The following is a 12383-nucleotide window of genomic DNA, read 5'->3' as shown; positions in this document are numbered from 1 at the left end:
GGACAAACCATGAAGATCATTGCTACATATAGTCATCAGCCTTGGAACAAGGGAAAGCTAGTCGGACAGAAAGCCCCGCTCCGAGTCAGAGATATCTGGGCCATTCGGGTAAGACTCCAGCTCGCGGAGAAAACACGGGATCTGGCTCTCTTCAACTTGGCCATCGACAGCAAGCTGCGTGCCTGTGACTTAACCAAGCTGCGAGTCCGAGACATAGCCCATCGTCACGGGCCATCGTGATGCAGCAGAAAACCCAGCACCCAGTGCAATTTGAAATCACAGAGCAAACCCGAACGGTTCTGGAGGCTTGGATGCATCAGGCCCGCCTCCGCAGCGAGGACTTCTTGTTTCCGACCCGGTTGCACGGCTCAGACCATCTATCCACCAGGCAATACGCTCGAATAGTCAAAGCATGGGTGACAACCATTGGCCTTGACCCAACCATGTACGGTACTCACACGCTCCGGCGAACCAAGGCATCGCTGATCTATCGCAGGACGAAGAACCTGAGAGCTGTGCAACTCCTGCTTGGTCATACGAAGCTTGAAAGCACTGTCAGATACCTGGGTATCGAGGTCGATGATGCCCTGGAAATGGCTGAACAGACGGAGGTTTAATTCCTCTGCGATGGTCGCAACTAAACTGTCGCCAATAGCTGCCAGTGAGGTGAACCGGACTGACTAACCTAAGCGCTCCCTAAACCCCACCTGCACATGAAGCGTCGATTCAAGGATGCTGAGCTCCCATTTCTCGCTCGGATCGACCGATCCGCCGGACGGTCTGTTAGTCGTTACGTGTCTGTTCAAGCCGCATATCAAGCTCGCTTGGCGGCAAGTTCGGCGTCGAGTGAAGCGTCAGCCAGACGGCCCGTAGAATGTTGATCGCGGCCATGTTCAGGTGTTGTTCGGCGGCGTGCAGGGCCAGTTCGGCTGCCAGGCGCTTGTCGGCAGCACTGAGGTGCGCCGTTTTGTGGGTTATGTCCGCATCGACGTTGGCCAACAGCCCCTGGAGTTCCTGCACCGCCTGATCCGATGCCTGACGCATGTCCGCCAGCAGGCGGCTGGCTTCGGCAGGCGTCATGGCCAAGGCGCGGACGCTGCGAAAAGTCAGGCGGGCGGGCAAGGTGGCCAAACTGAAACCCGTCGAAATTAACTTGCCAATCATGCGAACAACTCCTGTAAACGAGTGTTTCAGCAGCGTATCAGAGTAAATCGCAAAAAAATGTCTGCTCATCGCTTGCCAGAATCAACTCTCCGCCTCTTTTTGGCATCAAGCGTCTGATCGTCGTCAGAACCCTCGAACGATGCGCCCATAGGCACTTTGGAGTCGGATTCAGGCAGCCTTGGCAAAGGTGTTGCACCTAGCCGATGTCCAATTTCTTCAATCGAGCCAGGCCTTGTTTGATATGACCGGCGTTTTCACCCATGGTCCACAGTGCACCACGGACATTTCCGCCCACTTCCTGTGCCCCTTGCTCCTCAATCAGCAGGGTCAACTCCATAATGGCCGCCTCTAAGGCCTGCTGATTTTCGAACAGCCTTTCCAGTACATCCGACAGTGAATAATCGCTTGGCATGGTGTCGATTCCTTTCGAGAAAGCTCAAGCATAGCAGCGACAGTGCCCCCAATTGGAACCTCCAATAGGTTGATTGGAGTATGGTCAATTGATGAAGCTGTCACCGGCTACTTTCGACCATTTGCAGTCGTTCGAATATGTCTACTAATCAGGGGCGACTCAACGATTGTTACCGCTTCCGATTCCAGTTTTGCCTTGTCAGAGTCGCTCATGAACTGTCCTTGGAGGCTAACGCAGTAATCTGGGGTAAACCGAAGCGTAACGGAGTTTCGCCCTAGCATAACTTTGCTAGGTAATTTTTTAAGGTTTAGGATCGCCCAACCAATCATTAATTCACATCTTTGAGAATGGATTTAAATAATCTTTCTTGTTCTTCCAGTCTGGCCTGAAGTCTTGTCAGTTGATCCCTGCAGTTACCTGACTGATCAAGCTCTAAGCACGACTCTAAGAGTAGCAGGTCATCTTTGTTTTCGTTCGAGTTACTTTCTAATGCGCGCAGATCCGTTAAAGGAATTTGAATCATGCCCGGGTTATTCGTTATCAGGTTCTGGCTTGGAGTCGAAGTCTTGATCCCGTAAAAAGTAATTGCAGCTATTAAAATGGAGCCCGTCAATCGGAAAGTTCTTTTCTTTCCCTGGCTCACATCCAGCTGCTCGAAAAGTGCATTGCTACTTTTATAAAGAAATACTCCGATTGCAGCTGATACCAGGGCCCAAGCAACGGGCAGCAGTAGAATCACATATTCTCGTGACATTATTAAAGTCCAAAAAATTTAATAAAAGGGTTATTCGATTGACGTGGAGGTCGCTCCGATGCTTTAGATGCAAAAGATCTGAATGCTTCCATCAGCCCCTGTGTGACTTCGTCGTCTGTGAATGCTGCGCCATTCAAATTCCTTTTTCCTTCTTTTATTTCTCCAGATATGCGATGTGCAGAAAATAAAATGTCACATTTTGATATGCCACCTTGGGTTGGTGTTTCGGGAAATATCTTTATGTCCATTCGTGCTCTGTATGCAATAAATTTACTGGTTCCCTCTGTGTTTTTTAAGGCTATAACCACGGCCAGATTGTCGTCGCCTTTATCAAATAAAATTTGTAACCCATGAGCTATAAAGTATGAAGTTGTAATCTCTCGGAGTTGATCCCTGTCGGAATTCATAAGCGGGCATTCGTATGTTCCAACTACCCCGTGCTGCCCTGGGGGGTCGGGAACATAGACTGGACTAACAGAAATTTCATGCCAATTTTGCCAGCTGGTAGATTTAGCAAATCTCTCCGGCTTAAGTAGCTTTATAAGCTCCGGATCAATTCCAGCACCAGCTTGAGAATCAATATCTGATCCATATGTGTGACCATTAAACCAGCAAGCTAGCGCCATAAAAATTATTAGCCGGCCATTTTTCATTTTCCCCTCCTGTAGTTCTTTGTGTGACTTGATTTCCTAACGATTAAGTAGGTGAACGTCACAAAGCGCTGCTTTTGGATATTCGTCGAACGAGGTTGGCAGCGGTTGAGCAAATTGTTAGGAAAACCCGACGCGCAAGGGTTATGTCCTTGGAATATGCTCCGAGGGCCGAACCAGCAACTAACGGTGTGAGCAAAATGGCAAGCGAGGCTGCACTGCGAAGCGTGCAACCTTGTTCAGTCTGGAGGGTCAATTCCTCTTGGAACGCAGCTTCGACCTCCTCCCGGAAGATCTCGAACTGCCCTTGATTGGCCTTTGCAAGTCGCCCGTATCTTTCGGCTAGGACCTTTTCCTGGTTGTGCTCTTTACTCATTCATAACTCCTTTTTACTGGAGTACCTGCCAGAAACACGAAATCAGGCGAGAAAGAAAGATGCCATGGTTTGCGACCACATCAGGGAGTGTAGCAGTGTGTCCTTGGTCTGCTTTTGGCCGATTTCTACCAGTGCTGATCGTCCTCTTTGGGTCGTTTGCTGCCCGTCGTAACAGACAGCAATCGGCCCAGAGTGTGTAAAAACGTTTTTCAGCGCGATTGGCGCCCAAATCAGGGCTGAAAATCGCGTTACTACGCAAAATCCAGGTCTGCCAACCAGCCGATAAACTTCAGATTTTACATAGAAGCGTAGACTTCAATTTTGACTAAGCGTTTTTACACACTCTGGGCCAAAAGCGGACGTCGAATATGTCGCATCAGCCAGCAGGATAACCCGAACTAGATCAGATAGCCCTACATAGAAACCTCGCTATTTTGTTCGGGGATCGAATTCTTTCAATCGCTTGACCGCTTTAGATAATCGAGTTCAAAACAGGAGTTAATAGACTCGCAATTTCAGAGGCTCTCGGTATAGGCACGATCTTCCTACTTTCCGATACGAATAGTGGATCACGGAATTTGAAACTCTCGGCTATGGAATGAGTGCACGCCGAAATCGAAACGCGCGATCAATCAGACTTTCATCAGGAGCCAGTGGGCGGTTGGCTGGCCCCACGCATTTCTTCGCGCGCAAAATTCAGACCAAACCGTAAAACGCGTTTATCTCAAAACAGACTGAACGGATAGTTGACGATCACCCGATTGTCATCGAACTCGTTGCTGCTGTAATCGCGCCGGATGCTGGCATTGCGCAGGCGCACGTTGAGGTTCTTCAATGAACCGCTCTGCACTGTGTACGCCAGCTCAATTTCGCGCCCCCACTCCTTGCCGTCGGTGACCGTGCCGATATGCACGTTGCTGCCGCTGACATAACGATTCATCAACACCAGGCCGGGTATGCCGAGCGCGACGAAGTTGTAGTCGTGGCGCAGCTGCCATGACTTTTCCCTGGCGTTGTCGTAGCTGTTGTTGAAGCTGTCATTGGCCAGTGAAATGCCGGCGGTGCCATTGACTCGCATCCAAGGGTCATCGCCGGTGAGTTTCTGCAAACCGACATAGAAGGAGTTGCCGCCATATCGAGCGGACAGCGATGCCGAGATCGTGCGGTTATCCAGCTCGCCCGCTCGGGCGCTGCCGTCCTCGCGCCCCTGAAAATAGCCCAGATTGGCGCCCAGCGTCCAGGCTCCCAGCGGTTGGCTATGGACGACCTGCAGGTACTGCTGCTGGTAGATGTCTTTGAGTTCGGCGTTCCATACGCCCACCATCGTGCGCTTGTCGTTGAAGCTGTATTCACCGCCGACGAAATTGAAACGGTCGGAGACGAACGCCGTTTTGCTCAGCATGAACATGTCCTGCTGGCTCGAGGCGTTGCGCGGGCTGTTCTGTCGAAGCTGACCACCGTACAAGGTCAGGCCCTCGATCTCCTGCGAAGTGACCTGCCCGCCTTCGAACGTCTGCGGCAGCGAACGACCATCGTCGGAACGCAGGATCGGCAGCACCGGCATCCACTCGCCGACTTTGAGTTCGGTCTTGCTGATTTTCATTTTTCCGGCCAGCGCCAGGCGGCCGAAATCGTCGGCGGGACGCCCGTCGCGGTCGATCGGCAACAGCTGCGTGCCGCCGCTGCCCTTGCCGCCATCCAGCTTTATCGAGTAGAGCCCCAAGGCATCCACGCCGAAGCCCACCGGGCCTTGAGTGAACCCGGAGCGGGCATCGAGGATGAAACTCTGGGTCCACTCTTCGGCCTTGCCCTGGGGCGATGCCGGGTTGGAAAAGTTGCGGTTGATATAGAAGTTTCTCAGGTTGAGGGTCGCGCTGGCGTCGTCGAGCAAACCGGCGGCAAGCGCCTTGAGTGGCAGCGTGCCGACGATGGAAAGCGTGAGGGCGATTCGAAGATTGGCGGTCATTTTCATTATTGTTTTTATCCAATTTCTGGCTGTAGAAATCCGCTGCATCCGGTAGAGCGAATGCAGTGAGTTCAATCGAATGGCTTGCGACAGCGGCCCGGAACGAGCCGCTAAAAAGACTCAGTGGTTATTGCAGCAGTAACAGTGATCCGGAAACGAAGGCGAATATCAGGACAAATCGGCGCAAGCGGGCTTCGTTGATAAAGTGCCGGGCCCAATGGCTGGCGAGCACGCCAAGCGCCAAGGGCAGACACAGGCTCAATACCGGTGACACCTGCGCTGCGTGCAAATGCCCGCCCAGCGCCAAAACCACCAGGGAAATCACTTCACCCACCAGGAAACACAGGGCGACCGACCCTCTCAAGGTGGCCACCGGCGAGTGCTGATACACCAGCGCCAACGGCGGGCCGCCGACTCCGGTGGCCGTTTCGGTAATGCCGGTGATCAATCCGGTGGAAATCAGCGCACGGCGTCCCGGTACAAAGGACGGCGCCATCCAGGTCACCAGGCACGCGGCGATCGTCGAAAGGCCAATCAGCACGTTGAGTTGTGAGAGCGGCAGCCAGAACAGTATCCAGACTCCGCCGAACGTGCCGACAAAACGCCCGACGGTAATCCACGAGCTGCCTCGGAAATCGATCGCGTCACGCTCGCGCCAGGCGATCGCCGCATTCAAGGGCAACATCAGAATCAACAGGCTGACCGGCAGGGACTCTGGCGCCAGCAAGCCCATCACCGGCGCAACGATGAGGGCGAAGCCCATGCCCGTTGTCCCCTGGATAAGCGCACCGCAAGCAACGGCGAGCGCAATGAGGTAGAGCGGGTCAAATGGTAATGTCATCTTTTACCCAATAACGAAGAATGTTAAGCCACGGAGGGCAGTGGATGGACTTTATGGATGGGCGCCTGGCTGACGATGTCCCGCGCCAGCGCATCTACCTGGCGCATCAGCTCACGGGCGTCCCAATCGGTCGGCCAGCCTTGCCATAGACGAACCTTTCCCTGCACCACGACGGCCTGGATCTGATCCCTGTTCGCCAGCCGCACCAGGTCCCATGTCAGGTTCCACGACGGCAGCAGTTCCGGCACCGCGAGGTCCACCAGCAGGAAATCAGCGGCATGGCCTGGTGCAATCTGTCCGGTGACCTGGCCGAGGCGGAGCACCTGCGCAGCGTTTTTGGTGCCCATGTCGAGCCACAGTTGCCCACCGCCGCAGACCGAATCCCCGACCGATATACCGTGGGTGAAACGCTGGGCGGCTTCGGCGTAGTCCAGCAGGCGGAAGCCGTCGCCGCGGGTGCCGTCCGTCCCCAGGGCCACCGGGATGCCCAGGCAGTGCATCAGGTGCGCCTGGGCCACGGCGTTGCCTTTCCAGGCGCTGGCCACCGGGTTGTAACTCACCGCGGCGCCGCTATCGCGCAACAGGCAGATCTCGTTCGGCGTGAGCAATGTCGCGTGGGCCAGCAACGCCGCAGGGCCGAGAGCGCCCGCCCGGTGCAGTTGCTCCAAGGGTCTGACGCCGTAGAGTTCCAGGGAGCGTTCGACGGCGACCAGGTGCTCATTGACGTGGCTCTGGAACACCCGTCCGGCCTCTTCGCATAAGCGGTAGACCGCCTTCAGGGTCGAGTCCGTGGCGATTTCAGGAATGGGCACGGCCAGCGAAGGAGTGACCAGCGAGTCGTTGTCCCAATGCGACAAATGCCGTTCCGCCACCGCGAGAATCTGCAGCGCATCAAGCACTTGCTTGCCCTGAAGGTCGTTGCAGGTCTTCGCCAGTACGCAGCGGATGCCGACTTCATGAACGGCCTTGGCGATGGCTTCGACGCCTTCCATCGAACGCGTGCCGGCATCGCACACAGTGGTGAAGCCGCCGCGCAGCGATTCAAAAGCCGCCAGTTTGCTCGTCAGGTACAGCAACTCCGAATCGAGCGAGCCTTCGAGGGGAATCCATACCCGCCGAAAAATTTCCGAGGGTTCGCCGAAGACCAGGCCTTTGCCGAAGCTCTGGCTTAGATGGTGATGTGTATCGATGAAACCTGGCATCAATAACTGCTGTTCGAGACGCTGCACCTGATGAGCGGGATAACGTGCCTGCAATAGTGGCAGCGGTCCGACGTCCGCGAACGTGCCCTCGACCACCAGCACGGCCTGACCGCGCCGTGGGCCTTCTGGCAGCATCAGCCAGTCCGGCGCCAACAGCTGTTGTGGTACAAGCAGTTGTTCAGGAGAAGACGGTAAGTGCGTAGTAACTGTGCGATCCATGGAGCAACCTTAGTGAGTGTGTGGTGAGTGAGTCAGCTTGGCCTTGGCGTCCGCGGCGTTTTCCTGGCGACCCACACAATGGAAGAAGAAATTCATGACGGCGGCGGTGACGGCGCCCATGGCGACTCCATTGCCGAGCAGCCCGGCCAGGCCGTTGGGGAAATGGCTGTAAACCCCAGGCACCAGAATCGGCAATAAACCGACCGCCAGGGCAACGGACACCACGTACATGTTGCCGTGGTGACGCAGATCCACTTTGCGCAGCATGTCGATGCCCATGGTGCCGACGATGGCGAACACGATCAGGCTGGTGCCGCCGACCACCGCTTCCGGTACTCCGCCGATCAACCGCGCCAGGGGCGCCAGTAGCGCAAACAGCAGGAGCAGCACGCCGGACACCGCGGTGACATAGCGCGAGCGAACGTGCGTGGCGCGGATGACTCCGATGTTTTCGCCGCTGGTGATAATCAGCGAAGTGCCCATGAATCCGCCGAGGATGGACGCCAGTGCGTCGCCGCGAATGGTGCGGGTGACGTCCCTGTTGATATCCAGCGGCTTGTCCACGGCTTCGCTGATCGCCACGGTCTGCCCCGTCGCTTCAACCATGGAAACCAGACAAAAAAGCATCAACGGAATCGAGGCAAACAGATCGAATTGAGGAACGCCGAACGGCATGAGTGCCGGCAGGCTCAGCAACGGCCACCAACTCAACTGGGAGCTGTCAAAAGCCCCCAGGGCCACCGCCAGCAGACTGCCGCCGACCAGGCCGAGCAAGATGGATAACTGGCCAAGTGTTCCACGCAACAAACGTGAACACAGCACCGTTATGACGATCGTGGAGAACGCCAGCAGCAGTTGCTGCGGGGCGGCGAAGTCGGCGCTGCCAGGCCGGCCGACGATCAGCTCGCCCGACAGCTTGATCAGGTTGACGGACACCAGCAGCAGCATCGTGCCAACCACCACCGAGGGAAAGAAACGCAGCAGCCGGCGAAAGATCGGCAATACCACGAAGTAGAAGACACCCGTCAGAATTACCGCACCGGAGGCCGTCGCCACGCCGTTTTGCTGGGCGATCAGAATGAACAACATGATCGGCGCCCCACCGGGGAGCATGATGAAGGGTAAGCGCGCGCCACAACCGCGCAAACCTAATGACTGGATAAGCGTGCCCAGCCCGCAGACCAGAAAGGTCGCGCTCAGTAACTGCAGGGTCAGCTCGCTGGAAAAGCCCAAAGCCGTGGCCATCAGAAAGACCGATGCAACAGGCGACGCCGCCATCACCAGCACATGCTGCGCGCCAAAAATCAGCAGCTGCCGCCAGGGCAGTCGCTCATCAACAGGGGAAACGGGGTTTTTCTTGTTATCCGGCATATCCCACCTCTACGTAAAGCCAGCATCCACGGCTTATTGATTTATTGTTTTTAAACGTCACGTAGCTTTGGCTGGGATTGTGTAGGTAAATCCCAAGCCAAATCGATTTTGTTATGGACCCAAATCGATTTGGGTGAAATGTAGTCCCGTTCTGAAATGCTGTCAACGGTCTATCCGTCGTCGATGACACTGAGTGGCCGAGAACCTTCGGTGCGCGTATAACTCGGCGCATTGCTGACTGAGTTGCCCCAACCGATGCCAAACAACGACAACCACCGCCCTACCATTGCCGACGTCGCCAACGCTGCCGGCGTGTCGCGCACCACCGTTTCCCACGCGCTCAATGACCGCGGCCAGGTCGATCCGGTGACCCGCGCCCGAGTCAAAGAAGTCGCCGCCAGTCTTGGCTATAGCCCCAATCTGCGTGCCCAGCGCCTGCGCACGGGGCGGGCCAATGCCATTGCCTTGCTGTCCTCGATGCCCTTTGCCGTAGCAGGAGGATCGTCGCGCCTGGGCTTTTTGATGGAAATCGCGGCTACCGCGACGGAAGCTGCGCTGCGTCGGGGAGTGGCCCTGGTGCTGGTGCCGCCTCTGGACGAGGCCAAGGCCTTGCTGGATACGCTGGATATCGACGGCGCAGTGATCATCGAGCCGGTCGCCAATGACCCACACATCGCGCGCTTGCGTAAAAGAGGGGTGAAACTGGTATCGATCGGACGCCAGCCCGAGGCCGGTTTCACCTTGCCGTATATCGACATGCATGGCGAAGCGGCGGGCGCCCTGCTGCTCGATCACCTGCACGAGCAGGGGGCTCAACGGATCGGCTTGGTGATCGGGATTCAATCCCGGCATTCCTACTTGGACATGGAGCAAGCGTATCGCGCCTATTGCACCACCCATGGCCTGACCCCGGCGATAGTTCGCGCCGACGAAGCGGGTGGCGAAGCGGCCGGAGCTGCAGCGTGTGTGCAATTGCTGGACGAGCATCCGGACCTGGACGGTTTGTGCGTGCCGGTCGATGCTTTCGCGATTGGCGCGGTGCAGGCGCTGAGCGAAAAAGGCTTGAAGGTGCCGCAGGATGTGAAGGTGGTGACCCGTTATGACGGCTTTCGTGCGCGGGAATGTACACCGCCCCTGACTGCATTGAACATGCACCTGGAAGAAGTGGCTGCGCTGGCGATCGAGTTGCTGTTCGAACAGATTAATGAGTCCGACACCGGCCAACGTCAACGCATTGATGCGCCCATGGCCACGCTTGTCGTTCGTGAATCGAGCGCGAGTTCGCGCAAAAAAAAACCTTGAGCCGAGTCAAGCCCCGACAGGCAGTCGGGGCTTGAGTGGCTCATGCAGCATCAGGATTTGCGACCACCGCCGCCACTGTGCTCTCCACCTTTTGCCAGCTTCGGAGGATTTCTGCGGATCATCGGCGCAATTGCCGCCACGTCCGCCTTGTCCGCCACCCGACATACGCTCTTTGTCGCTGGATTGATTGCCTCCCGAAGCCTGGCTGCCTTTCTTGCCAGCTTCAGACGCCTTGTCCCGGTTATTGGCAAAATTGCCGGGATTGTATTTTCCGGTATTGGCCATTTCCATTCACCTCTAGCTGTCCGGTGGGCGAAAGTGGAAGGTAAATTTCAATGTCTGGGTTCGTCAGTCCAAGATTCCCTCGGTGAGCCCGTTCAATCATGTTCTGACGCGTTGTCGCTTAGAAGGCAGGGATGTTGTCTTAATGTCGCAGCAAGTACCCAATCCTTACTAAGGAAGCGATTTGCGTAAGTTGAGGGCGCGCTGAAGACAATCCTTGTGGCCTGCTCTTTCGAATCGCTTCCGGGATATCGCGAAGAAACTCATCGGCCTGCGACCCTAGAACGATTTGATCGCCATTCTGCTTGAAGTGTTCCCTCAGCATACTCGGGAACGCATTCCACTCTTCGCGAAAGGTCTTGGTTCTGGTGAGTTGCACTGCAAGGAACAAAGCTGAGGTTTGCTTTTGCTCATCCGAAAGGGACAAAAGCAAGTCAGCGTCGAGGATCGTGCTGACCACTAATTTAGCGTGCCCTTCTAACTCAGAGAGCACGACTCGATAGATAGCAGCTGGCCTTGATATTCAAAGTCGTAAAGCCGGTTTTCACTGGCAAGATTCTTTGTATTCGAAGAAAAGCTTGGTTAGTGGACTTATCATAGCCCCAAACTTGGTCTTTCTTTCAGTTACCGAAGTTCCGCATTAGAAATTGCGGCACGTAGTGCTGAACTTTTGCGATCTTCATCTTAGCGATGTTCTCGTGGTGTGTTAGAAGTGGCTGCGAAGAACGAGACATCGCCCCGAGAGAAACCCGACAAGGGTGACGGCACGCCCTATGGCCTTCTAGATTCGAAAGCAGCATCGATGACGCTACCTATTGGCCGTCACTGTGTCCACCGTCCGCTTCTGGCTGTGGATTCAACCGGTCGCGAACAGCTGCTGTCGGCCAAAAGCGGCCCCTCACAGAAGTGAGAACTTTTTGTTTTCGGCCTGGTGGCAAAGCTCAATCTCTATGCGTTAGGCACGAATCAATACCCTCGATAGCCATCTGAAGCTTCTGTCTAAGCAACGGGAGTTCTGATGCATTCAGCGCAAATGGTCTCCCTGCCATTCCAAGAAAGGCAGCCAGGGCAAGGTCAGAGTGCTTGACCAGTGCTACTAAATGCTCGCCTCTCGGTCCATTGTTTCCGGCCATCCAATTCTTAACTGTCCTCTCGTCAGCGCATAAGTGTTTTTTTCGCCTGATGCGTTCCACCAAGCTCCATATGAAGAGCTTTAGCCATTCCAGCTGCGTACTGTTTTTATGCCAGAAAAGAATTGCCCGTTTTCGTGAACATTTTTCTCCCCCGGTCTTCTACCTTCTTTAGAGCTATTTCAAAAACTCAGTGACCTGATCACGGCTTTGATTTCGCCCTACTGGCCGTCGGATCAGGTCGAGGATGTTGGCGATGCATACGCTCACTGGTGCGGGAGAGGCTCACCATGAATCAAGCACGACCTTGTCAGAGAGACCAACAAAGTCTGGATCACCGACATCACCTACGACCGGTTGAATCCGCCCAGTACAGCAGCTCTGATTGGCGCAGCTTTTTAAAGGCCAACAACCTGGTCGCTAGCATGAGCCGTCGAGGTAACTGTCACGACAACGCCGTAGCTGAGAGTTTTTTCCAGCTGCTGAAACGGGAACGAATCAAGAGAAAAATCTACACCACGCGGCAAGATGCTCGTGGTGATGTATTCGATTACATCGAAATGTTTTACAACCCAAAACGACGTCATAGTTTCAACAATCAGCTGTCACCGGTAGAGTTTGAAAAGCGTTACACAGCGAGCTTGGAGAGTGTCTAGAAAACCCGGGGCGATTCAATAATGGCCGGCCCGATCCGTGTTGATCGAGCCTGCCCTT

The 12383-nt window shown here is 55.3% G+C and carries 11 protein-coding genes and 2 pseudogenes; 3 read left to right on the top strand and 10 right to left on the bottom strand.

What is annotated here, in order from left to right; translation table 11 throughout:
• Nucleotides 1-9: 9 nt before the first annotated feature.
• Nucleotides 10-617: pseudogene (locus ACYZT7_RS10380) on the top strand (tyrosine-type recombinase/integrase).
• A gap of 166 nt (nucleotides 618-783) precedes the next feature.
• Here ACYZT7_RS10380 and ACYZT7_RS10375 read toward each other — a convergent pair.
• The 9 genes from ACYZT7_RS10375 to ACYZT7_RS10335 form a co-directional block, all read right to left on the bottom strand.
• Nucleotides 784-1164, bottom strand: a complete 381-nt coding sequence (locus tag ACYZT7_RS10375; protein ID WP_462040943.1) for a hypothetical protein — start codon at nucleotides 1162-1164, stop codon at nucleotides 784-786.
• Between the two features lie 196 nt (nucleotides 1165-1360).
• The gene (locus ACYZT7_RS10370) at nucleotides 1361-1576 is read right to left on the bottom strand and encodes a hypothetical protein (protein WP_053184852.1); all 216 of its coding nucleotides are present in this window, start codon (nucleotides 1574-1576) and stop codon (nucleotides 1361-1363) included.
• A gap of 328 nt (nucleotides 1577-1904) precedes the next feature.
• Nucleotides 1905-2315: a hypothetical protein gene (locus ACYZT7_RS10365; RefSeq protein WP_462040942.1), complete on the bottom strand. Its 411-nt coding sequence runs from the start codon at nucleotides 2313-2315 to the stop codon at nucleotides 1905-1907.
• A gap of 17 nt (nucleotides 2316-2332) precedes the next feature.
• On the bottom strand, nucleotides 2333-2983 hold the full coding sequence (locus ACYZT7_RS10360; RefSeq protein WP_462040941.1) for a hypothetical protein: 651 nt from the start codon (nucleotides 2981-2983) through the stop codon (nucleotides 2333-2335).
• Nucleotides 2984-3041: 58 nt separating this feature from the next.
• The gene (locus tag ACYZT7_RS10355; RefSeq protein WP_462040940.1) at nucleotides 3042-3356 is read right to left on the bottom strand and encodes a hypothetical protein; all 315 of its coding nucleotides are present in this window, start codon (nucleotides 3354-3356) and stop codon (nucleotides 3042-3044) included.
• Between the two features lie 724 nt (nucleotides 3357-4080).
• Nucleotides 4081-5328 (bottom strand): OprD family porin, encoded by a 1248-nt coding sequence (locus ACYZT7_RS10350; RefSeq protein ID WP_462040939.1) that lies wholly within the window; start codon nucleotides 5326-5328, stop codon nucleotides 4081-4083.
• Nucleotides 5329-5449: 121 nt separating this feature from the next.
• Nucleotides 5450-6163 (bottom strand): sulfite exporter TauE/SafE family protein, encoded by a 714-nt coding sequence (locus ACYZT7_RS10345; RefSeq protein WP_462040938.1) that lies wholly within the window; start codon nucleotides 6161-6163, stop codon nucleotides 5450-5452.
• 23 nt (nucleotides 6164-6186) lie between these two features.
• Nucleotides 6187-7584 carry an amidohydrolase family protein gene (locus ACYZT7_RS10340; RefSeq protein ID WP_462040937.1) on the bottom strand — a complete coding sequence of 466 codons (1398 nt, stop codon included), beginning with the start codon at nucleotides 7582-7584 and terminating at the stop codon, nucleotides 6187-6189.
• A 9-nt stretch (nucleotides 7585-7593) separates the two neighbouring features.
• On the bottom strand, nucleotides 7594-8955 hold the full coding sequence (locus ACYZT7_RS10335) for a uracil-xanthine permease family protein (RefSeq protein ID WP_462040936.1): 1362 nt from the start codon (nucleotides 8953-8955) through the stop codon (nucleotides 7594-7596).
• Between the two features lie 255 nt (nucleotides 8956-9210).
• Here ACYZT7_RS10335 and ACYZT7_RS10330 point away from each other — a divergent pair, with 255 nt between their 5' ends.
• The gene (locus ACYZT7_RS10330; RefSeq protein ID WP_462040935.1) at nucleotides 9211-10257 is read left to right on the top strand and encodes a substrate-binding domain-containing protein; all 1047 of its coding nucleotides are present in this window, start codon (nucleotides 9211-9213) and stop codon (nucleotides 10255-10257) included.
• A gap of 6 nt (nucleotides 10258-10263) precedes the next feature.
• Here ACYZT7_RS10330 and ACYZT7_RS10325 read toward each other — a convergent pair whose 3' ends face one another.
• Nucleotides 10264-10542 carry a con-10 family general stress protein gene (locus ACYZT7_RS10325; protein ID WP_462040934.1) on the bottom strand — a complete coding sequence of 93 codons (279 nt, stop codon included), beginning with the start codon at nucleotides 10540-10542 and terminating at the stop codon, nucleotides 10264-10266.
• 1486 nt (nucleotides 10543-12028) lie between these two features.
• Between ACYZT7_RS10325 and ACYZT7_RS10320 the strand changes: the two are divergent.
• A pseudogene (locus tag ACYZT7_RS10320) lies at nucleotides 12029-12325 on the top strand (IS3 family transposase); the annotation flags it as partial.
• Nucleotides 12326-12383: the final 58 nt, after the last annotated feature.

It is taken from the genome of Pseudomonas sp. RT4P38 (assembly GCF_054897765.1).
This window is presented reverse-complemented; position numbering and strand designations above follow the sequence as displayed.

Bases quoted from the DNA above. Each gene is read 5' to 3' on its own strand.
- ACYZT7_RS10375 (WP_462040943.1), bottom strand. From the start codon at position 1,164: ATGATTGGCAAGTTAATTTCGACGGGTTTCAGTTTGGCCACCTTGCCC.
- ACYZT7_RS10370 (WP_053184852.1), bottom strand. From the start codon at position 1,576: ATGCCAAGCGATTATTCACTGTCGGATGTACTGGAAAGGCTGTTCGAA.
- ACYZT7_RS10360 (WP_462040941.1), bottom strand. From the start codon at position 2,983: ATGAAAAATGGCCGGCTAATAATTTTTATGGCGCTAGCTTGCTGGTTT.
- ACYZT7_RS10355 (WP_462040940.1), bottom strand. From the start codon at position 3,356: ATGAGTAAAGAGCACAACCAGGAAAAGGTCCTAGCCGAAAGATACGGG.
- ACYZT7_RS10350 (WP_462040939.1), bottom strand. From the start codon at position 5,328: ATGAAAATGACCGCCAATCTTCGAATCGCCCTCACGCTTTCCATCGTC.
- ACYZT7_RS10345 (WP_462040938.1), bottom strand. From the start codon at position 6,163: ATGACATTACCATTTGACCCGCTCTACCTCATTGCGCTCGCCGTTGCT.
- ACYZT7_RS10340 (WP_462040937.1), bottom strand. From the start codon at position 7,584: ATGGATCGCACAGTTACTACGCACTTACCGTCTTCTCCTGAACAACTG.
- ACYZT7_RS10335 (WP_462040936.1), bottom strand. From the start codon at position 8,955: ATGCCGGATAACAAGAAAAACCCCGTTTCCCCTGTTGATGAGCGACTG.
- ACYZT7_RS10330 (WP_462040935.1), top strand. From the start codon at position 9,211: ATGCCAAACAACGACAACCACCGCCCTACCATTGCCGACGTCGCCAAC.
- ACYZT7_RS10325 (WP_462040934.1), bottom strand. From the start codon at position 10,542: ATGGCCAATACCGGAAAATACAATCCCGGCAATTTTGCCAATAACCGG.